Annotated in this window: 21 protein-coding genes, 1 tRNA gene and 1 riboswitch; of the genes, 13 read left to right on the top strand and 9 right to left on the bottom strand. The window is 71.4% G+C overall.

Going from position 1 to position 20,306, the window contains the following annotated elements; translation table 11 throughout:
• Positions 1–269: 269 nt before the first annotated feature.
• From ABTX60_RS15630 to ABTX60_RS15615, 4 genes are all read left to right on the top strand, one after another.
• Complete coding sequence (locus ABTX60_RS15630) at positions 270–1,694, top strand: NsdA family TPR-like regulatory protein (protein ID WP_352097565.1); 1,425 nt, start codon at positions 270–272, stop codon at positions 1,692–1,694.
• A gap of 148 nt (positions 1,695–1,842) precedes the next feature.
• Entirely contained in the window at positions 1,843–3,039 is a 1,197-nt protein-coding gene (lhgD, locus tag ABTX60_RS15625; protein ID WP_352097564.1) for an L-2-hydroxyglutarate dehydrogenase, read from the top strand.
• A gap of 314 nt (positions 3,040–3,353) precedes the next feature.
• Entirely contained in the window at positions 3,354–4,193 is an 840-nt protein-coding gene (trmB, locus tag ABTX60_RS15620) for a tRNA (guanosine(46)-N7)-methyltransferase TrmB (protein ID WP_352097563.1), read from the top strand.
• Positions 4,194–4,254: 61 nt separating this feature from the next.
• Complete coding sequence (locus ABTX60_RS15615) at positions 4,255–5,601, top strand: PrsW family intramembrane metalloprotease (protein ID WP_352097562.1); 1,347 nt, start codon at positions 4,255–4,257, stop codon at positions 5,599–5,601.
• A gap of 57 nt (positions 5,602–5,658) precedes the next feature.
• On the opposite strand, the gene ABTX60_RS15610 is transcribed toward ABTX60_RS15615, so the two are convergent.
• The 4 genes from ABTX60_RS15610 to ABTX60_RS15595 form a co-directional block, all read right to left on the bottom strand.
• Positions 5,659–6,603 (bottom strand): aldo/keto reductase, encoded by a 945-nt coding sequence (locus ABTX60_RS15610; RefSeq protein ID WP_352097561.1) that lies wholly within the window; start codon positions 6,601–6,603, stop codon positions 5,659–5,661.
• A 141-nt stretch (positions 6,604–6,744) separates the two neighbouring features.
• Entirely contained in the window at positions 6,745–7,785 is a 1,041-nt protein-coding gene (locus ABTX60_RS15605) for a M23 family metallopeptidase (RefSeq protein WP_352097560.1), read from the bottom strand.
• Between the two features lie 11 nt (positions 7,786–7,796).
• Positions 7,797–7,953, bottom strand: a riboswitch (cyclic di-AMP (ydaO/yuaA leader).
• A 288-nt stretch (positions 7,954–8,241) separates the two neighbouring features.
• Positions 8,242–8,315: transfer RNA gene (locus ABTX60_RS15600), tRNA-Met, on the bottom strand.
• 66 nt (positions 8,316–8,381) lie between these two features.
• Complete coding sequence (locus tag ABTX60_RS15595) at positions 8,382–9,512, bottom strand: dihydrofolate reductase family protein (RefSeq protein ID WP_352097559.1); 1,131 nt, start codon at positions 9,510–9,512, stop codon at positions 8,382–8,384.
• A gap of 77 nt (positions 9,513–9,589) precedes the next feature.
• Between ABTX60_RS15595 and ABTX60_RS15590 the strand changes: the two genes are divergently transcribed.
• The 3 genes from ABTX60_RS15590 to ABTX60_RS15580 all read left to right on the top strand — a co-directional run bounded on the left by ABTX60_RS15590 (position 9,590) and on the right by ABTX60_RS15580 (position 11,500).
• Positions 9,590–10,105: a MarR family winged helix-turn-helix transcriptional regulator gene (locus tag ABTX60_RS15590; RefSeq protein WP_352097558.1), complete on the top strand. Its 516-nt coding sequence runs from the start codon at positions 9,590–9,592 to the stop codon at positions 10,103–10,105.
• A gap of 132 nt (positions 10,106–10,237) precedes the next feature.
• Positions 10,238–10,879: a GTP cyclohydrolase II gene (locus ABTX60_RS15585; RefSeq protein WP_352097557.1), complete on the top strand. Its 642-nt coding sequence runs from the start codon at positions 10,238–10,240 to the stop codon at positions 10,877–10,879.
• Positions 10,880–10,996: 117 nt separating this feature from the next.
• Positions 10,997–11,500, top strand: coding sequence for a MarR family winged helix-turn-helix transcriptional regulator (locus tag ABTX60_RS15580; RefSeq protein WP_352097556.1), 504 nt, complete (start codon positions 10,997–10,999; stop codon positions 11,498–11,500).
• A 181-nt stretch (positions 11,501–11,681) separates the two neighbouring features.
• Here ABTX60_RS15580 and ABTX60_RS15575 read toward each other — a convergent pair whose 3' ends face one another.
• From ABTX60_RS15575 to ABTX60_RS15555, 5 genes are all read right to left on the bottom strand, one after another.
• On the bottom strand, positions 11,682–12,755 hold the full coding sequence (locus ABTX60_RS15575) for a SpoIIE family protein phosphatase (RefSeq protein ID WP_352097555.1): 1,074 nt from the start codon (positions 12,753–12,755) through the stop codon (positions 11,682–11,684).
• Positions 12,755–13,198, bottom strand: coding sequence for an anti-sigma regulatory factor (locus ABTX60_RS15570; RefSeq protein WP_352097590.1), 444 nt, complete (start codon positions 13,196–13,198; stop codon positions 12,755–12,757). Before ABTX60_RS15570 ends, ABTX60_RS15575 begins: the two co-directional genes overlap by 1 nt.
• Entirely contained in the window at positions 13,198–13,611 is a 414-nt protein-coding gene (locus ABTX60_RS15565) for an STAS domain-containing protein (RefSeq protein ID WP_352097554.1), read from the bottom strand. Before ABTX60_RS15565 ends, ABTX60_RS15570 begins: the two co-directional genes overlap by 1 nt.
• Positions 13,608–14,519 (bottom strand): STAS domain-containing protein, encoded by a 912-nt coding sequence (locus tag ABTX60_RS15560; protein WP_502992322.1) that lies wholly within the window; start codon positions 14,517–14,519, stop codon positions 13,608–13,610. The genes ABTX60_RS15565 and ABTX60_RS15560 overlap by 4 nt, the downstream gene beginning before the upstream one ends.
• 145 nt (positions 14,520–14,664) lie before the next feature.
• Complete coding sequence (locus ABTX60_RS15555) at positions 14,665–15,852, bottom strand: PP2C family protein-serine/threonine phosphatase (RefSeq protein WP_502992321.1); 1,188 nt, start codon at positions 15,850–15,852, stop codon at positions 14,665–14,667.
• A 178-nt stretch (positions 15,853–16,030) separates the two neighbouring features.
• On the opposite strand from ABTX60_RS15555, the gene ABTX60_RS15550 reads away from it, so the two are divergent.
• The 6 genes from ABTX60_RS15550 (at position 16,031) to ABTX60_RS15525 (ending at position 20,292) form a co-directional block, all read left to right on the top strand.
• Complete coding sequence (locus ABTX60_RS15550) at positions 16,031–16,525, top strand: MarR family transcriptional regulator (protein ID WP_352097551.1); 495 nt, start codon at positions 16,031–16,033, stop codon at positions 16,523–16,525.
• Positions 16,526–16,868: 343 nt separating this feature from the next.
• Positions 16,869–17,717 carry an RNA polymerase sigma factor SigF gene (locus ABTX60_RS15545; RefSeq protein WP_352097589.1) on the top strand — a complete coding sequence of 283 codons (849 nt, stop codon included), beginning with the start codon at positions 16,869–16,871 and terminating at the stop codon, positions 17,715–17,717.
• 254 nt (positions 17,718–17,971) lie between these two features.
• Complete coding sequence (locus ABTX60_RS15540; RefSeq protein WP_352097550.1) at positions 17,972–18,232, top strand: hypothetical protein; 261 nt, start codon at positions 17,972–17,974, stop codon at positions 18,230–18,232.
• Between the two features lie 37 nt (positions 18,233–18,269).
• Positions 18,270–18,590: a hypothetical protein gene (locus ABTX60_RS15535; RefSeq protein WP_352097549.1), complete on the top strand. Its 321-nt coding sequence runs from the start codon at positions 18,270–18,272 to the stop codon at positions 18,588–18,590.
• On the top strand, positions 18,587–19,252 hold the full coding sequence (locus tag ABTX60_RS15530) for a DUF5819 family protein (protein ID WP_352097548.1): 666 nt from the start codon (positions 18,587–18,589) through the stop codon (positions 19,250–19,252). Before ABTX60_RS15535 ends, ABTX60_RS15530 begins: the two co-directional genes overlap by 4 nt.
• Positions 19,249–20,292: an HTTM domain-containing protein gene (locus ABTX60_RS15525; RefSeq protein WP_352097547.1), complete on the top strand. Its 1,044-nt coding sequence runs from the start codon at positions 19,249–19,251 to the stop codon at positions 20,290–20,292. The genes ABTX60_RS15530 and ABTX60_RS15525 overlap by 4 nt, the downstream gene beginning before the upstream one ends.
• Positions 20,293–20,306 lie beyond the last annotated feature (14 nt).

The raw sequence follows: 20,306 nt of genomic DNA, 5'->3' as shown, positions 1-20,306 counted from the left end.
AGCCCACTGGATCCAGTACAGCGGGCCGACCCACGCAATGACCATGGAACCGCCCCCGTGATGGCCGGAGAAGAGCGCACGGGCGGGCGCACGGCCACACAGTGGGAGCACGTCGCAACAGCCCGTATCTGAACCGTACTTCAGTACGGACCACAATCCCGCCAACCGGAACAATGCCCCTTAACGCTTGGGATGCGGCGAACTACGCTGGGTTTACGAATGCCGCGTGGTTATGCCAGTGCGGCAGCCGTCTGTGTCGAGGGGTGGCCATGTCCAGGGAGCAACGCGGGCCGAACGAAAAACTCGGCACCGTTCTCGCCCTCGCGGGAATCTCCAACGCGGGCCTCGCGCGGCGCGTCAACGATCTTGGCGCCCAGCGCGGCCTGACGCTTCGCTATGACAAGACGTCGGTGGCGCGCTGGGTGTCGAAGGGCATGGTGCCGCAGGGTGCCGCCCCGCACCTCATCGCCGCCGCCATCGGCCAGAAACTCGGCCGCCCCGTGCCCCTGCACGAGATCGGCCTGGCGGACGCGGACCCCGCACCCGAGGTCGGCCTCGCCTTCCCGCGGGACGTCGGACAGGCGGTGCGCTCCGCGACCGACCTGTACCGCCTCGACCTCGCCGGCCGCCGGGCCGGCTCCGGCGGCATCTGGCAGTCGCTGGCGGGATCGTTCGCGGTGAGCGCATACGCAACGCCCGCCTCACGATGGCTGATAACCCCGGCCGACAGTTCGGTCGCGCGTGACGTGAGCCCCGGCGAGGGTTCCGGCGCACCGCTCAAAGTCGGCCACAGCGATGTGCAGAAGCTGCGCGAGGCCGCCGAGGACGCCCGGCGCTGGGACTCCAAGTACGGCGGTGGTGACTGGCGTTCGTCGATGGTCCCCGAGTGCTTAAGGGTGGAGGCGGCCCCCCTGCTGCTCGGCTCGTACTCCGACGAGGTCGGCCGAGCCCTCTTCGGCGCCTCCGCCGAACTCACCCGCCTGGCGGGCTGGATGGCCTTCGACACGGGCCAGCAGGAAGCGGCCCAGCGCTACTACATCCAGGCCCTGCGCCTGGCCCGGGCGGCGGCGGACGTCCCCCTCGGGGGCTACGTGCTGGCCACCATGTCCCTCCAGGCCACCTACCGCGGCTTCGGCGACGAGGGCGTGGACCTCGCCCAGGCCGCCCTGGAGCGCAACCGCGGGCTGGCGACGGCCCGCACCATGAGCTTCTTCCGCCTCGTCGAGGCACGCGCGCACGCCCGCGCGAACGACGCCCAGGCGGCCGGCGGCGCCCTGAAGGCGGCCGAGAGCTGGCTGGAGCGCGCCCGCCCCGGCGACAACGACCCCAGCTGGCTCGGCTTCTACTCCTACGACCGTTTCGCCGCCGACGCGGCCGAGTGCTACCGCGACCTCAAGGCCCCCCGCCAGGTCCGCCGCTTCACCGAGCAGGCCCTGTCGAAGCCCACGGAGGAGTTCGTCCGCTCGCACGGCCTGCGCCTGGTCGTCTCCGCGGTCGCCGAACTGGAGTCGGGGAACCTCGACGCGGCGTGCGAGCAGGGCGTGCGGGCGGTGGAGGTCGCCGGGCGGATCTCCTCGGCCCGCACCACCGAGTACGTGAAGGACCTCCTGCACCGGCTGGAGCCGTACGGCGACGAGCCGCGGGTGGTGGAGCTCCGTGAGCGTGCCCGACCGCTGCTGGTGGCTCCCGCCTGACCGGGTGCCGGGGTGCTGTGATCTTGTGCCTGCGGGTCGGCCTTGGCTGATCGCGCAGTTCCCCGCGCCCCTGGAGGCGATGGCGCTCGGGGCGTTTGAAGCCGCTGTCAGTGGCGCAGTGCACTATCGGTAGCGGGAGGTGGTGCAGATGCGGACGGCGTACGACTGTGACGTGCTGGTGATCGGCGGCGGCATCGTCGGTCTGTCGACGGCGTACGCGATCACCCGCGCCGCACCGGGCACACGTGTCACCGTCCTGGAGAAGGAACCGGGCCCCGCCCGCCACCAGACCGGCCGCAACAGCGGCGTCATCCACAGCGGCGTCTACTACCGCCCCGGCTCCCTCAAGGCCCGCTACGCGGTGCGGGGCGCGGCGGAGATGGTGAAGTTCTGCGCCGAGTACGGCATCCCGCACGCGGTCACCGGCAAGCTGATCGTCGCCACCGACCGCTCGGAGCTCCCCCGCCTGCACGCGCTCGTGCAGCGCGGCCGGAACAACGGGATCCCGGTGCGGGAGCTGGGCGCGGCCCAGATCGAGGAGTACGAGCCCGAGGTGCGCGGGCTCGCAGCGATACACGTCGGCACGACCGGCATCTGCGACTTCGTCGCGGTCGCCCGCCAGCTGGCCCACGGCTCGGGCGCGGAGATCCGCTACGGCACCCGGGTCGTACGCGTCGACCGGCGCCCCGAGCGGGGAGTCGCCGTGCTCACGGCCGCGGGGGACGTCGTACGCGGGCGGGTCCTGGTGAACTGCGCGGGGCTGCGGTGCGACGAGATCGCCCGGCTCACCGGGGACGACCCGGAGATGCGGATCGTGCCGTTCCGGGGCGAGTACTACGAGCTGGCCCGGCCCGAGCTGGTGCGCGGCCTGGTCTACCCCGTGCCCGATCCGGCGTTCCCGTTCCTCGGGGTGCATCTCACCCGGGGCATCGACGGAGGAGTGCACGTCGGGCCTAACGCGGTCCCGGCCCTGGCCCGCGAGGGATACGGCTGGGGCACCGTGAGCCTGCGCGAACTGGGCTCGACCCTGAGCTGGCCCGGCTCCTGGCAGATCGCCCGCCGGCACTGGCGTTACGGGGCGGGTGAACTGCGGCGGTCCCTGTCCAAGAGGGCGTTCACACAGGCGGTGGGCAGGCTGCTGCCCGGGGTGACCGAGGACGACCTGGTGCCGACGGCGGCGGGCGTGCGCGCACAGGCGGTCCTCCGCGACGGAACCTTGGTGGACGACTTCCTGATCCGCGAGGGCCCTCGCACGGTGCACGTCCTGAACGCACCGTCTCCCGCAGCCACCGCGTCCTTGCCGATCGGCCGGGAGGTGGCCCGGAGGGCATTGAGCGCACTGTGAGCTTCACGGGTGCTCGGGGTTGTGGCTGAGGCCGGGTGGGTGCGCACCTCGGCGCCACGAGGTGCCGCCTGCGCCCACCCGTGCCGCCCCAGCGGCACGACTGCCCGCAGGCTGAGCGGAGACGCGCCCGCACCCGCGTACAGCGAGAAGGGGCCGTGTCGGCGGTGTCGCCCGCAGCGGTTGTCGCGTCAACGAAGAGTCAGTCGGCGTCCGAGCCCATCGCGACGTTCCGAGGACGGACACCCCCCGTTCGCGGCCCCGACCCACCACCCAGCGACAGGCGAAGCCCCCGCAGCCGTAAAATCAGAGGCACTGTGTCTGACTCCGCGAACACCCCCGAAGCCCCGAACCCGCACCCGCACACCCCCGGCGTCTCCGTCCGCCGCACCCGGGCCAAGGGAGAGCCGCGCTTCCCCGACGGACCGAAGGCCGACCCCGCCGGTTCGCACTTCGAGCGGCGCATCCGGAGTTTCCAGCCCCGCCGCAGCCGTGTCACCGCCGGTCAGGCGGACGCGCTGCAGCGCCTGTGGCCCAAGTGGGGCCTCGACATCGACGGCAGCCGGACCCTCGACCTGCCCGAGCTGTTCGGCAACGACAATCCCGTCGTCCTGGAGATCGGCTTCGGCATGGGCGAGGCCACCGCCCGGATGGCCGCCGCCGACCCCGCCACGAACATCCTCGCCGTCGACGTCCACACCCCCGGCCAGGGCAACCTGCTCAGCCTCTCCGACCGCAGCGGCCTGTCCAACATCCGGGTCGGCAACGGCGACGCGATCATCCTCCTGCGCGAGATGCTCGCCCCCGACTCCCTCGGCGGTCTCCGCGTCTACTTCCCCGACCCCTGGCCCAAGAAGCGGCACCACAAGCGCAGGATCATCCAGCCCGACTTCCTCACCCTCGCCGCCACCCGGCTCCGCCCCGGCGCACTCGTCCACTGCGCCACCGACTGGGAGCCGTACGCCGAGCAGATGCTCGACGTCCTCACGGCGCACCCCGCCTTCGAGAACACTCAGGCGGGCGGTGGTTTCGCGCCGCGTCCCGACTTCCGTCCGCTGACCCGTTTCGAGGGCCAGGGACTGGACAAGGGACATGTCGTGAACGACCTCCTGTTCCGCCGCGTACAGCACGTGGAGCAGCCCCCCGCCGGCGCCTGACCACCCCTGGCATCTTTCCCGCGCCTGCGGACAGCGCCCATCCGTCGTTAGGGTCAATTCCGTGGCCACCAGCCCCCCTCATCCGTCGTACCCGAGCGGTCCCACCGACGGCGTCCCCTTCACCGGCCCAGGCATGGCCGGCTCCCTGCGGCACGCCCACTGGTGGCAGCGCGCCTGGGTGCGCTACGGCGCCCTGAGCACGCTCCTCGCGATATCCGGCCTGGTCATCCTCGCCCTGGTCCGCGAGGAGACCGGCACGGAGGGGTTCCTGGTCGGGCTGGGGCTGGCCGTCCTGCCGGTGCCCCTGCTGATCGCCGCGTTCCGCTGGCTGGACCGGGTCGAACCCGGCCCCTGGCGGAACCTGGTGTTCTGCTTCGCCTGGGGCGCCTGCGCGGCGGCACTGATAGCGATCGTCGCCAACAGTTTCGCGACGAGATGGATAGCGACGGCCACGGCGGACCCGTCCAGTGCGGACACCCTCGGCGCGACCGTGATAGCGCCGGTGGTCGAGGAGTCGGCCAAGGCGGCGGCCGTCCTCCTGGTCTTCCTCTTCCGGCGCCGCGACTTCACCGGCATCGTCGACGGAGTCGTCATCGCCGGTGTGACCGCAACCGGCTTCGCCTTCACGGAGAACATCCTCTATCTGGGCACCGCGTTCGGCACCGACCAGCTCACCGGCGGCACCGGCATCGCCTCCGTCACGGCGGCGACCTTCTTCGTGCGGATCATCATGTCGCCGTTCGCACATCCGCTGTTCACGGTCCTCACCGGCATCGGCTTCGGCATCGCCGCGCTCTCGGCGGACCGCCGGCACCTGCGCCGCTTCGCCTTCCCGCTGGGCGGGCTGCTGCTCGCGATGGGCATGCACGCGATGTGGAACGGCTCCTCGGCGTTCGGCGAGTACGGGTTCTTCGCCGTGTACGCGGCCTTCATGGTGCCGATCTTCGGGCTGCTGACGTGGCTGGTGATCTGGACGCGACAGCGGGAGCTGAAGACCGTACGGGCGGAGCTGCCCGCCTACGCCGTGGCCGGCTGGCTGACCCCGGCCGAGCCGTACGCGCTCGGCTCGATGCGGGCCCGGCGGATCGCCCGCCAGTACGCCCGGCGGCACGCGGGCAGGGCGGCGGCCCGGGAGGTGGCGCGGTACGAGGCGTACGCGACGTCCCTGGCGTTCCTGCGGCACCGGGCCCGGCGGGGCAACGCCCGGGCGGACTTCGCCGTGCGGGAGCGGGAACTGCTCGGCGAACTGTGGCGGCGCCGGGAGGTGTCCCGCCCGGCACTGGACCACGCGGCGCGGATCACTGCCCCACCGGTCCCGGTGGTGGCCCCGCCCTGGCCGGTGTACGGGGTGTACGGGTACGGCCACCAGCCGGCGCCGTACCCCGCGTACAACCCGTACCGCTCCTAGGGCCCGCTCAGGCCGAGGCCCCAGCGAGCCACTCGAACCTCGGCCCCTGGAGCACGCTCAGGCCGATGCCCGGGTGAGCCGCTCGACCTCGGTGTCCGAGAGCGTCAGCTGCCCCACGCCGACCAGAGCCGGCAGCTGCTCCACCGTCCGTGCGGAGGCGATCGGCGCCGCGACGGTCGGCTGGGCGGCGAGCCAGGCGAGGGCCACGGTGGCGACGGGAACGTCGTGGACCCCGGCGATCTCGTCGAGGGCGTCGAGAACCCGCCGCCCCCGCTCGGTCTCCAGATGCTTGGCGGCACCGCCCGCCCGGGCGCTCTCGACCGTCGTACCGGGCCGGTACTTGCCCGTGAGGAAGCCGGACGCGAGCGCGTAGTACGGAACGGCCGCGAGGCCGCTGCGCTCGGCGAGGTCCTGGAGCTCGCCCTCGTAGGTCTCGCGGGAGACCAGGTTGTAGTGCGGCTGGAGGGCCACGTACCGGGCGAGCCCCTCGCGGTCGGAGAACTCCAGGGACGCCCGCAGCCGTTCGGCGGAGATGTTGGAGGCGGCGATGTGCCGCACCTTGCCGGCCCTCACGAGCTCGTCCAGCGCGCCGATGATCTCCTCGACGGGCACGTCGGGCTGATCGAAGTGCGTGTAGTAGAGGTCGATGTAATCAGTGCGCAGACGGCGCAGGGAGGCGTCGGCGGCGGCCTTGATGTTGGCGGCGGACAGCCCCTGGAAGTCGGGGTGCTGGCTGACCTTCGTGGCGACGACGACATCGGAGCGGTTGCCGCGCGCGTCGAGCCACTTGCCGAGGATGGTCTCGGACTCCCCGCCCCGGTTGCCGTCCACCCACGCCGAGTAGACGTCGGCGGTGTCGACGAAGTTGCCGCCGGCGGCGGTGTAGGCGTCGAGGACGGCGAACGACTGGTCCTCGTCGGCCGTCCAGCCGAAGACGTTGCCGCCGAGGGCGAGGGGGAAGACCTCGAGGTCGGATGAGCCGAGCTTGCGAAGAGAAGTCATGTCGGGTTTCAACGACCGTACAGGAACACCTCATTCCGCAACGGACGCAAAACTCCCGTAAACACCGCACCGGAAAGCCGGCGGCCCTGACGTCGAGGGGTCGTCGTCAGGGCCGCCGGTGTGTCAACGCGTGCGTACCGCTTACGGGTTCAGTCCCTTGCCCCGCAGCCACGCCATCGGGTCGATGCCGCTCGCGGATCCGCCGGAGTGGACTTCGAGGTGCAGGTGCGCCCCGGTGACGTTGCCGGTGGCGCCCACGCGGCCGATCACGTCGCCGGTGCCGACCTTCTGGCCGACGCTGACGCCGATGGAGGACTGGTGCGCGTACCAGATCTCGGTGCCGTCATCGAGGGTGAGGACGGTCTTGTAGCCGTACGAGCCGTTCCACCCCGCTTCGGTGATGGTGCCGCTGTGCACGGCCTTGATCGGCGTGCCGGTCGGAGCGGCGAAGTCGAGGCCGGTGTGGTAGCCGGAGGACCAGTAGGCACCGGCCTGGCCGAAGCTGGAGGTGATGGTGTACGAGGAGGTCGGCAGCGTGAACTGCTTGGCGAGGGCGGCCAGGCGCTCGGCCTCGGCCTTCTTCTCGGCCTCCTCCTCCGCCTTCTTCTTGGCTTCGGCGGCCTTGGCCTTGGCTTCCTGCTCCGCCTTGGCGACCGCGTCCTTGGCCGCCTTCTCGGCGGCGGCAGCGGCGTCCTCGGCGGCCTTGGTCTCGATCTGTTCCTGCTGGTGCTCGACCTGCGCCATGATCCGGGCACGCAGCGCGTCACCGGCGCCGGCGCGGGCGCCGGACGTGCCCTTCGCGGTGTCCGCGGTGGCGGTGCCGAGGCTGCTGAGCGGGGTGGCGGAACCTTCGGGGGTGTCGTCGTCCGAGATGAGGGAACCCACAGAGGGCAGGTCCGGCACGGAGATGGACACCGGGGGCTTGCCGGTCTGGGCACTGGCCATGCCGCCGGCACCCACGGCGGCTATGACGCCGACGCCCAGGACGGTGGAGCTGCGGGCGAGGCCTCCGCCGCGCTGCTTGGTGACGCGATGCCGGCCGCGGACGGGACGGATGGACTCCTCGGTGGGGTTCCACTCCTGGAACGGGCCCTCGTCGGTGCGCTGACCGCCGTAGCCGAAGGTGTCGGTGTCGCGCTTCGGCGCGTACGGGGCCGTGGGGGCAGGCCGGTTGGACGCCACGTGGGCGTACTCCTTTCCTTCCTTCTCGCCTACCGGGTTAGCTGACGGGTTCGGAGCAGGAAGGTCTCCTACGCGCGTATACCGGCCGTGCTCGCACGGTGGTGTACGCCCGATTCACCCCAAGTGGTGGTTCCCCGGTTCCCTTTCGGGATTCGGCGCGTGCGCACGGAGCCGCCTTCTGTGACGGCTGGGACGACCGCGCTGCGTTATCGAACGTTAATGGAGGCGCGAGGGGTATTCCAGCGATTCCACTTGATCATTAACCTTTTTCGCGCGGACTTACCTGCCATGACCGGCTTAAAACGGGCGAGTTGACCGCCCCGCAAGTGACTGACGAGTATTGACGATGTGTCAGTTGTTATGCGGAACGGGGTGGTTCGCTCACCGACCGTAATGACGTACCGGCACATGCACCGAGGGCCGGAATCCTTTCGGATTCCGGCCCTCGGCCTTCAGTAGCGGGGACAGGATTTGAACCTGCGACCTCTGGGTTATGAGCCCAGCGAGCTACCGAGCTGCTCCACCCCGCGTCGTTGTGTCACCAGTGTACGCCATCCGCGGGACCGCTCGCACACACCCGCCGGTCCGGCCCGCGCTCAGCGCAGCAGGTGGCGGTTCGGGGCCTTGGCCTGCTCCTCGTACTCCGGGAGGACGAGGACCTCCACCCCCTGAGCCGCCAGGAGGCCGCTGCCGTCGGCGTCCGTCACGAAGGTGTCCGGCTCGCGCCAGGCCGTGACGACCCGCCGGACCCCCGCGTCGAGGATCAGCCGGGCGCAGGGTGCGGGGCGGGAGGCACGGCGGGCGCACGGCTCCAGGCTGCTGTACACCGTCGCGCCGGGCAGGCGCGGATCGGCCGGATCGAGCTTCGCGAGGGCCGCCTCCTCCGCGTGCACCACCGGGTCGCCTCCCTCGCGGGAGTGGCCGCGGGCCAGTTCCGTGCCGTCGGCGGCCACCACGACCGCACCCACGCTGAACGCCGTGTCCGACGGCGGACAGCGCTCGGCCAGTTCACAGGCGCGGGCCAGCCAGTGGTGGTCGGCGGCGGCGGGCAGGGAGCCGGCGCCCGGGGCGGTCGGCTCGTAGCGCATCAGGACGACGTCCTCGATCCGCCGTGACTCCAGCAGCCGGAGCCGGCCGCCCTGGTAGCCGCCGGGGCCGAAGAGGCGGGGCGCCCGGGGGTCGCCCACGAAGAGCGGGGCGAGGACCAGCTGGAGTTCGTCGGCGAGACCCTGGGTGAGGAGCTGGGTGTGGATCAGGCCGCCACCCTCGACCATGAGCCGTTCCACGCCCCGGACGTCGTGCAGGTGTGTCAGCAGCCGACGCCAGTCCAGCTCGGTGCCGAGCGGGACCACGTCGGTGGCGAGACCCAGGGCACGGGCGCGTTCGGCTCCCCGGTCGGTCGTGTAGAGGACCTTGTCGCCGCCGGTGTGCCAGAAACGGGCGTCCGGGTCGAGGTCGCCGGATCCACTGACGGTGACCTTGAGGGGGTACTCGGGCTTGCCCGCGGCCGTGCGGGCGGACCGGCGCTGTTCCGAGTTCACCAGCAGGCGCGGGTTGTCGGCACGGATGGTGCCGGCGCCGATCAGGATCGCGTCGACGGAGGCCCGCACCTCGTCGACCCGGACGAAGTCGGCCGGGCTGGACAGGAGCAGGCGGTCGGGCCCGGTGTCGTCCAAGTAGCCGTCGAGGGAGACGGCGGCGGACAGCAGGACGTACGGGTGAGGCATCGACGCTCCGCGGCTGGTCGGGACGGCTGGACGGGACAGGGCTTGGTTCAAGTTTGAAACAAACCTACACTGGCGGCATGACGACTCGCTGGCTCACCCCCGAGGAGCAGCGCGCCTGGCGCGCCTACATGGCCGCCTCGCTGCTCCTGGAGGACGCGATCGACCGGCAGCTCCAGCAGGACGCCGGCATGCCGCACCTTTATTACTCCATCCTGTCCGTCCTGTCGGAGTCCCCCGAGCGGCGACTGCGCATGACCGATCTCGCGGAGCGGCTGAAGATCACGCGCAGCCGGCTGACGTACGCGGTCACACGGCTGGAGAAGGACGGCATGCTGCGGCGCGAGGCCTGCAGGTACGACAAGCGGGGCAGCATCGCGGCGCTGACCGACGAGGGTTTCGCCGTGCTGGAGCGCGCGGCGCCCGGGCATGTCGCGACCGTGCGGAGCTCTCTGTTCGACCGGCTCAGCGAGGAGCAGGTGGGCCAGCTGGAGGAGATCTCCGCGGCGATCGCACAGGGCCTCCAGGAGGACGGGGCGCGGGCGGCGGCGGACGAGGTGCCGTGGCGGCGGAGGTCGTCGACGGCCTGTTCGTGACGAGCGTCACACAAGGCCGGATTGCCGTTGCTTCAAATTTAAAGCACGAGTAGGGTTCCGATCGTGGATCTGCTTCAAATCTGAAGCAGACGGCTGTGCAGCCGAACAGGAAACGGAACCCGGAGGCCCCGCATGCCCGACACCCCCGCCGTCATCGCCACCCCGCGCTCCCGCGTCCGGGTCCCGCTGCGTTTCCACGACGGCTACGAGGCGGACGCCGAGCTCGTCACCTTCCACGGGCTGGCCGACGGCCAGGAGCACGTGGCCGTGGTCCTCGGCGAGCCCGGCCCGGTCCCGCTGGTGCGGCTGCACTCCGAGTGCCTGACCGGGGACGTGTTCGGTTCCGCCCGCTGCGACTGCGGCCCGCAGCTGCGGGAGGCTGTCGAGAGCATCGCCGAGCGCGGCGGAGTGCTGCTCTACCTCCGCCAGGAGGGCCGCGGCATCGGCCTCTACAACAAGCTCGACGCGTACGCCCTGCAGGACCAGGGGCTCGACACGTACGAGGCGAACGCGGCGCTGGGGCTGCCGGAGGACGCCCGTGACTACACGGCGGCGGCCCAGATGCTCCGGGCCCTGGGCATCGGCGAACTGGACCTGCTCTCCAACAACCCCGACAAGGCGGCCCAGTTGCGAGGCCTGGGGGTCGCCGTCCGCGAGCGGATTCCCACGGGCGTCTTCACCACCGCCCACAACGTCCGCTACCTGCGGGCGAAAGTCCTCCAGACCCAGCACACACTGCCGCTCGCCGCGCTGGCGGAGCTCAACGCCGGCTGAACGGTCACCGGTCCGGCCGGGCACGGAACCGGACTGCTTGTCCCTCGCTTCCTCGGGTACAGCCTTTGCAAGAGGGTGACCTCATCAATACCCGGAGCTTTTTGGAAGTGACCGTTCGTGACCGATCTCGGCGGCCCCGGCAATAACCACCGGGGGAAGGGACCGGGCGAGGGCCCGGAGGCCGTCGCAGCGCGGATCGCCGATGCCGTGGAGAGTCTGGCGGAGCTGTGGTCGATCGCCGCCCAGGAGGCGTCCCTACGCCTGTCACCGCACCAGTTGCGGGCACTGCGCACCGTGCAGGCGGCGCCCGGCCTGAACCTGACGGCCCTCGCGGACGGCCTGGACATCGGCCTCCCCACGACCAGCCGCCTCTGCGACCGCCTGGCGGCAGCGGGCCTCCTGGAGCGGGCCCCGCACCCCGACTCCCGCCGCGAAGTACAACTGTGGCTCACATCACACGGGCAGCACGTCCTGTGCGATGTCGCCGACCGCCGCACCCAAGCCCTGGCCACAGCCCTGGCGGCGATGGAACCGGCCGAACGGTCGGCGCTGAGCAGGGGGTTGCGAGGGTTCCTGGCAGCGCGGGACACGGTGGTACCGGGCGTCGACGGGGCAGAGTGAGTGCCGGGAAGCGTCGGACGGCGAGCTTCACAGGCCACCGGTGAGCCCTGGCAGTGCAGCCGCACCGCTCGCCGACACCGGAACACCGGCGGGCCCCCGAACTGTCCCGGCACATGCAACCGGCGGTTCGCCGCAACCCGTTCAGACCTCTGAGCCGTGCCGGCGCTTCACCGCAACGCCCTCAGGCCCCCGAGCCGTGGCGGCTCACGCCGCCTGCGGTGAGGACCGCCACGCAGGTGTCGTCCCGGACCGGGCGGGCCGCGCTTCCCGCGTCCCGGAGCACCACCGCGGCCGCCACCGCCGGGTCGCAGCCGGGCAGTACGCCGTCGTCGGGCGGCGTCCAGCGGCTGGGCAGGCCGTCGCTGTGCAGCACCAGCAGACTGTCCGCGTGCCAGGGCACCTCCTGCACGGGCACGGACGCCGGGGCCTGTGCGCCCACGATGCCGGGGTGGGACAGCAGCGGCTTCCACGCGCCGTCGGTCCGCAGCCGGGCACCGACGTTGCCGATCCCGGCGAAGCTCAACCGCGCCTCCCGTACATCCAGTTGGGCCACGGCGACAGCCGCGCCCCGGGTGGGGCGCAAGGTCCGGCCCAGCCGGCGCAGGATCTCGGCCGGCGGCAGCTCCGCCAGACCGCGCAGTTCCCTCACCGCCGCGGTGGAGGCCTCGGCGGCCTTCGCCCCGTGACCGAGCCCGTCGGCGAGCAGCAGGGTCAGACGGTCACCGGAGCGCACCCGGCCCCAGGCGTCCCCGGACTGCTCGGCCCGGCCCAGGGGGACGTTGACACCCCCGGCGCGCGGACCCGGCGGGGGCGGCCCCTGGTTGCGGACGGCCGGCTCGTGGCCGATCCGGGCCATCACGACCGTGCCTCGGCCCGGCGCGCTGTGCAGGTCGAAGTCGTTCGCTATGCGCCGGCACGTCCCGAGCCCGGCTCCGAGCGAGGCGGCGACGGTCGTGGTGTAGCCGTCGCGCATCGCCGCCGCGACGTCCGGGATACCGGGTCCGTGGTCGAGCGAGACGAGCTGCACGGCCGTCCGGGGGCCGTCGTCGTGCGCCCGCTCGACGAGGTTGATCAGCACCCGCCCGCCCTCCGCGTGCCGCAGCAGGTTGGTCGCCAGCTCCGTCGCCACGAGCGCGGCGGTCGCGGTGCGGTTCGGGGGCAGGCCGGCGCAGGCACTGGCCTCCTCGGCCGCCACCCGCACGTCCCGGACCCGCGTCGAGTCGTCCTCGACCGGCATGTCCCAGACCCTGCTCATCACGGCACCGTCCGGGCGGGCGCCACGACGGTGGCCCAGGCGGTGACGGTGACGGTCGTCCCCTCACCGGGCCGGCTGTCCACCTCGAACTCCTGCACCAGCCGCTTGGCCCCGCTCAGCCCGAGCCCGAGCCCGCCGCCGCTGGTGTAGCCGTCGGTGAGCGCTTGGTCCAGGTCGCGGATGCCGGGCCCGGTGTCGACGAAGGCAAGCCGCAGCCCCCGCGACGAACCGGCGTCCAGCGGGGTGAGCTCCACATGGCCGCCACCGCCGTGCACGAGGGTGTTGCGGGCCAGCTCGCTCGCCGCGGTGACGAGCTTGGTCTGCTGCACGAGCCCGAAGCCGAGCTCGGCGGCGGCCTGCCGGACCTGCTGGCGAACCCACGCCAGATCGGCGTCCGAGCCGATCGGCAGGCTGGCCGGACCGGCATGGCGGGAAGCCTGCATCATGGACTCCCCTCGCCCCGGCGCGTGGACACGCCGAGTATCTCCATCGCGCGTTCGACGTCCAGGGCCGTCCGCAGGCCGGGCAGCGTGAGCCCCAGCTCGACCAGGGTGATCGCGACCGCCGGGCGCATCCCGGCCAGTACCGTACGGGCCGCCAGCAGCTTGGCTCCGGCGGCGATCTCGGCAAGGACCCGGCCCAGGAAGGAGTCGACGATCTCCACACCGGAGATGTCGATCACCACCCCGGTCACCCGGCTGTCCGAGATCCGGGCCGTGATGTCCTGCTGGAGTTGCTCGGCCATCCCGTCGTGCAACTCCCCCTGGAGGGTGACCAGCAGGACATCGCCCAGCTGGAGGACCGGCACGGTGAAGCCGTGCCCGCCCACCGGCCCGTGTCCCGCGAAGCCGGTCACCGCGTGCCCGCGTCCGCCGCCGCGCCGGCCGCCCTCAGCGGTGCGATCTCGACCCCCTGCTGGCTGAGCGCGTAGGCGAGCGCGTCCTCCAGGCTGGAACGGGTGAGCACCGTGCCGAGGTCGATGCCCAGGTGGACGATGGTCTGCGCGATCGCGGGCCGGATGCCGGAGACGATGCACTCGGCGCCCATCAGCCGCGCCGCCGCCACGGTCTTCATCAGGTGCTGGGCGACCAGCGAGTCGACCGTGGGCACGCCGGTGATGTCGAGGATGGCGTACCGGGCGCGCTCGGCGACGATCGCGTCCAGCAGACTCTCCATGACCACCTGGCTGCGCGCGCTGTCCAGGGTGCCGATCAGCGGTACGGCGACGGTGCTCTCCCAGAGCTTGATCACCGGGGTGGCCACCTCGTGCAGCTGCTCGCGCTGCCGGGCGATCAGTTCCTCGCCCGCGCTGACCGTCGTCTCCAGCACGACCAGGCGCAGCGTGCCCATGAGCACCGTCAGCGCCACCACGGCTTCCTGCGCCTCGGGGGCGTAGGGCTCCGGGAACTCGGCGCGCAGCAGCTCGGTCACCGGTTCGCGCAGCGCGGCCACCTCGTTGGCGACCCCGTCCGGGTCGATGCCCGTACGGGCGCGGGAGGCGGCCATCCGCCCCAGCTGGTCGCGCACGGCCTCGAAACCGGACGCCCGGATGTCGTCCACCCGCCCGGAGGCGGCCACCGCCGCCAGCGCCGCGGTCACGGCCCTGCCCGCCTCCACCGCCTCGTCCCGGGACACGGTGAAGACCGTGCGGAACAGCGCGGCGTCAGCCCACCGTTGGGCGATCTGCTCCCGACGCCGCTCCAGGAAGGCACTCACCTGGTATACGGTCGGCTCAGTTTCCGCGTTCTCTTCCGACACCGACACTTGCATCGCTCCCTTGCACGGGCCGGACCGAGGTCGCGCGACGGCGCCTCAGCCATTACTTGCCGTATGACAAACATTAGTGCCGGCGTGCGGCACCACCAAACAACTGCTCACTGCCGCCCCCGACCTGCGCCTGCCCCGTCCCTTATCGCCCACGCCAGTCCAGACACACCACGAGGGCGTCGTCGGCGGGGGTGGACGCGCCGCGGTGGCCCGGCAGTTCGCGCAGCAGGGCCCGGGGCACCTCGGTGGCCGGCAGCAGCCGGGTGGCCTGGATCGCCCGGGCCAGGGCGGCGTCCCCGTAGGTCTCACCGCCCGGGGAGGCGACGTCGTAGACCCCGTCGCTGACGAAGACCAGCCGGTCGCCCGGCTCGACCCGGAACTCCTGGATCACGTAGTCGGTCTCCTCGAACATGCCGAGCGGCAGCTGGGCGTCGAAGGGCACCCGCTCCACCGCGCCCCGGCGCAGCCGCAGCATCTGCGGCGACCCGGCGTCCACCGCCCGGACCCGGCCGGTGGCCAGGTCGAAGTCGAGCATCAGCACCGAGAGGTAGCAGCGGCCCCGGTAGTGCGCGTACACCGCCTGGTCGGCCAGGGCCGCCTGGTCGTCGATGGACAGCCCGGCCCGGCGCGCGTTGCGCAGGGCGTTGATCGCCAGGGCCGTCAGCAGGGAGGCCTCTATGCCCTCGCCCATGCCGTTGGTGACGTAGAGGCTGAGCCGGTCGGCGGAGGCGGACCAGTCGAAGTTGTCGCCGAAGATCGCGTACGCCGGCTCCAGCTGTGCGCCCAGTTCGTACTCGGGACGGGCGCAGGAGCGGCCCGGCAGCAGCTGCCACTGCATCTCGGCGGCCAGCGTCAGCCGGTCCCGGCGACGCGCCTGCAGATACAGGTCGGTGTCCCGCTCGGCCACGACGACCTCGTGCCCGAGCACTTGGGCGATCTCGGCCAGCTCGTCCAAGCGGCCCTCGCCGTGCTCCGCGCCCGGCAGGGTCACGGTCAGCACCCCGAGGCGGTCGCCGCGCACGGTGACCGGCAGATGTGCCCGGACGAGGCCGTCCGCGAGGGTTTCCACGTACGGCTCCTGCGCGCCGAAGGCCCGGCCCGCCGGGCTGTTGTGCACGGACACCGGCTGGAGGGTGTGCGGCAGCACGGACACCGGCTGAAGCACCGTCAGTCCGTAGTCGGCCAGGAAAAGCTCGACGGAGTCCGCCGTGTACTGATCGGTCAGTACACGACGGACCGCGTCCAGCAGTTGATGGGGTGCCGCCGTGCGCAGGGCGCGCTCGGCGGCCACGAATCTGCTCGTGATCGTGTTCACGGGGTTGTTCACCATCCTCGGGAGGACGCCGACGCGTCCTCGGAAAATCGGTCCTTGTCCACGGGCCGGGGGTGCGGGTCCCGGGCGGTTCACTTCACGCCCGATGCCGCGACGGGCACCGTTCGTCCCTCCGGGCAGAAGCCGTCTGCCGCGGCACTAGTACGCTGACGGCCATCCCGGTGCCTGCGAGAGTGTGACTGTGACTTCCCTCCGACCCCGCCCTGAGCCGACAGAGGTCGCCCGTGTGACCTCGACGGCCGCGGAGTTGCTGGAAGTCCTCTGGGGCCGGGCCTCGACCGCGCCGGCCTCCGCGTCCCAGCTGCGGGTGCTGCTCATCCTCGAACACCACGAGGGCATCAACCTGCGCACGCTCGCCGACTCCCTCGCTTCCACACCGCCCTCGACCAGCCGGCTGTGCGACCGGCTGCAGGCGGCCGGGTTCGTCGAGCGCGAGGTGAGTCCGGCCGACCGGCGCGAGGTCCGCCTGCACCTCAGCGGCCGGGGCCGGGCTTTCCTGGCCGACCTGCGGGTGCGCCGGGAGCAGGCGCTGGGCGCGGTGCTCGATCAGATGCCCGCGGCGATGCGGGTCGCGCTGCTGCGGGGGCTGGAGGCGTTCTGCGACGCGGCGGCGGCCCAGATACACGACGACTCCGAGGACTCCAGCTCGTCCGGTGCCCAAACTGCCTGACGTACGCGCCGCCGCACGGAGTCTTCCCTTCCGGTCTCTTCCCCGCGCACGTTCGGCATGCCTAGGCTGTTGCTCTCCACCTATAGTTGTCAAACGGCAACTGTCCGCTCCGCGAACCCCTTGGTCTTCTCTCGCGCACCCCACCGCCCACCCTCCCTGCCCGTACCGTCGCAGCACAGGTCCGGGTACCCCGCCACCGCCTCGACCTGCGCCGACTGTGGTCAACGTCTCGCCGGGGCATATGCCGGGCATGACCGCGGCGAGGGCGGGTAGCGGCGCTGGAGGTGGCCTGTCGGGGGATCGGAGCGGGCCGGACTGACAGGGAGGGCCCGTGACGGCGACCATGCGCATCGGCACGACGACGGATTCCGCCACCTACACCGGTGACGAGCTGCCGCAGATCGCCGAGCCCCAGAAGCTCGCCCCGCAGGACGCGCGCGAGCTGACCGGACAGTTCCTCGGCCGGCTCGCCGTGCTCGAAGAGGGCACGTCCGAATACCAGTACGCCCGCAACACGCTCATTGAGATGAACATGTCGCTGGTGCGCTTCGCCGCCCGGCGGTTCCGCAGCAGCGGCCAGTCGATGGAGGACGTCGTCCAGGTCGGCGTCATCGGGCTGATCAAGGCCATCGACCGGTTCGAGGTCTCCCGCGAGGTGCAGTTCACCAGCTTCGCGGTGCCGTACATCATCGGCGAGATCAAGCGGTTCTTCCGTGACACGTCCTGGGCCGTCCATGTGCCGCGCCGCCTGCAGGAAGCCCGTACGGAGCTCGCCAAGGCCACCGAGGAACTGGCCTCCCGCCTCGGCCGCGCCCCGAAGGTGGCCGAACTGGCCGCCCTGATGAACCTGTCGGAGGAGCAGGTCGTCGAGGCCCAGATCGCGGCCAACGGCTACCTGTCCTCCTCCCTCGACGCGACGGTCACCGGCGACCCGGACGAGAGCGAGACGACGCTGTCGGAGTTCATCGGCGAGGAGGACCCGGCCCTCGAACTCGTCGAGGACTTCCACGCCCTGGCCCCCCTGGTCGCCGAACTCGACGAACGCCAGCGCCTCATCCTCCACCTGCGCTTCGTGGAGGAGCTGACCCAGGCGGAGATCGGCGCCCGGCTCGGCATCTCGCAGATGCACGTCTCCCGGCTGATCTCCCGCACGGTGGCACGGCTGCGGTCGGGGATGCTGACCACCGGCTGAGCCGGCCCCGCAACGACAAGAGCCCCGGTCCGGAGACGATCCGAACCGGGGCTTCGTCGTACGCCCAGTTCGGTTCGGACCCACCGTCGACGCTCTGGGCAGGGTGCGCCGAAAGTGCCGGGGCCAGGGCAGCGGCGCGACAGGAAAGTGCCGACCCCGGTGCAGGAAGCTGACATGGGCAACAGGCCCGACGCTGCTGTTGCGATGGCATCGTTTCCTCGTCAGAACGACCCGTCAGGTCAAGGGGGAAGCAAGTGAACGCGCAGTCCAGGCGTCATTCGGTTCGTGTCAGGTCGATCGTCGTCCTGGCCGTGTCCGCGGCCGTGGGCTGGGGGTCGACGGGCACAGCCGGTGCCACCGCGGAGCAGCGGCCCGTGCTGTCGGCGTCAACGCAAACAAACGCTTCGCACGACCCGGTGGGGCGGGCGCTCGAGAGGTTCTGCAAGAAGCACACGGGCGACCACGTACTGCCGCCCGTCAACCGGCTGTGCAAGCCGGTCAACGGCTGGCAGTGAACTGACGCACCAGAAGAAGAACAAACGGGAGAAAACAGTGAAGAAGGCAATTGCCGGTGCCGGTGTGGTTCTCGGCGGCGTCGCCGCTCTGCTCGCCATGCAGGCTCCTGCCCAGGCCGCGGCGCCGTCGGTGACCGACTCCGCCGCCCAGGCGGCCGAGTCGAAGACCGACGTGAAGCAGCCGATGTGGCTGGGCTCCGTGGCCAAGGCCGCGGTCGTCCACGGCAGGGCGCTGGCCGGCACGCAGGCCATCCGCAGCCAGGTCGGCAACGTGGTCCGGATCGCGAGCCTCGGTTCCGCCCCGGCGGACACCACCAGCAAGGGCGCGCCGTCCGTCGAAGAGGTTTTCGACAAGTGACGAGTCCTCTCGTGATCAGGAGGGTGGTGCTGCTCGGCGGCGCCGCCCTCCTGGGCCTTCACTTCGCTCTCGCCGCCTTCTCCCAAGCCCCCGCCACCCCGTTGAAGGTCCAGCACTTCGACAAGGTGAAGGGTTACCTGAACCCCTACTTCGTGCAGAACTGGATGCTCTTCGCGCCGGATCCGCTCGCCGACGACCGTGGCGTGCTGGCCCGGGCCCGGTGCCGGGACGGGAGCGTCACCGACTACCACGACGTCACCACCACCTATGTGCGCAAGGCACAGGAGAGCAGGTTCTTCCCCTCCCGCATGTCGCGGCTGGTCTCCGCGCCGATGCAGTCCATCAACGCGACCGACCCGCTGCTCGACCGGCTGCGGGAGAAGCACAAGGACGACATCGCGAAGGACCAGAAGGACGGCAAGGGCAAGGTCCGCCTGATGCCGGAGGAGCAGAAGGCGCAGGACAACGCGGTCCGCTTCCTCTCCCGTTACTCACTGACCCAGATGCCCGACGCCTGCGGCGGTGACCCGCAGCGGATCCAGGTGCGCATGTACGTGCGCGAACTGCCGCCCTGGTCGAAGCGCAACGCCCCGGCCCAGGCAGGCAAGGACACGACGCAGGTGCAGGACTTCGACTGGCTGAAGGTGGGCGAACTGCGGTGACAACCTCACTTCACGCGCGGCTGCGCGCCCGGGCGAGCCGCTCCCTGACCTCGCTCGACCGGCTCGGCTCCACGCCGTTCGCCGTCCTGGGAGTCTCCGGCACGCGAGTCCTGCTCGGCTTCGTCGGCTTCATGTTCTACGCCTCGCAGTACGCCGACCGGCACTATCTCTTCGGTCCCTCGGGCGTCGAGTCCTGGAGCCGTTTCCTCACCGTTCTGGACGAGACGGACACCTTCAGCCTCTACGCGGTCAGCACCTCGGCCGCCTGGTTCGAGCTGGTCTTCCACCTCGGCATGCTGCTGGCGCTCGCGGTCACACTGGGCGTGGGAGGACGGCCGGTGCTCGCCCTGCACTGGGTGTTCCTGTGGTCGGTGTACCAGCGGGACCCGTTCCTGCTCGACGGCGGCGACAACCTGGCGTATCTCGTCATCCCCATGCTGATGCTCACCCGCTGCTACGACCGGCTCTCGCTGACGAGCGGCCTCGCCGGGCGGGTCAAGGACCGGCTGCCCGCCGGTGTGCGCGCCGCGCAGACTCCGCTGCACAACCTGGGCGTGCTCGCCATCGCGGCGCAGATCTGCCTCGTCTACGTCACCAGCGGCCTCTACAAGGTGCAGGGCAAACTGTGGCAGGACGGCACGGCGCTCTTCTACATCATGCGCATCCCCGAGTTCGAACTCCCGGGATTCTCACGGCTGGTGTACGAGAACGACCTGCTGGTGATCGGCGGCACGTACGCCACCACCCTGTTCCTGGTCTACTTCCCGCTGGGCGTGCTCGTGCGGAGGCTACGCCCCTGGGCGGCCGTGGCGTCGATCGGCTTCCACCTGTCGATCGCCTTCTTCATGGGGCTCACCGGGTTCGCCCTCACCATGGTGGCCTGCGACCTGATCTTCCTGAGCCGGCCGCTCGCCGCGGGGATCCGACTGGCGGGCCGTGTCCGCGACCGCGTCACGGCGTCCGTACGGGAACGGGCCGGATGGCCGGAACAGTCCGCCGTCACGGCGACACGAACGGCCTCCGCCGAGAATGCAGGCTGATCGTCCGGGGCCGG

The sequence above is a fragment of the Streptomyces sp. NPDC126510 genome, assembly GCF_040302345.1.
Lineage (GTDB): Bacteria > Actinomycetota > Actinomycetes > Streptomycetales > Streptomycetaceae > Streptomyces.
The sequence above is the reverse complement of the archived record's forward strand: the minus strand, read 5'-3'. Positions and strand labels throughout refer to the sequence as shown.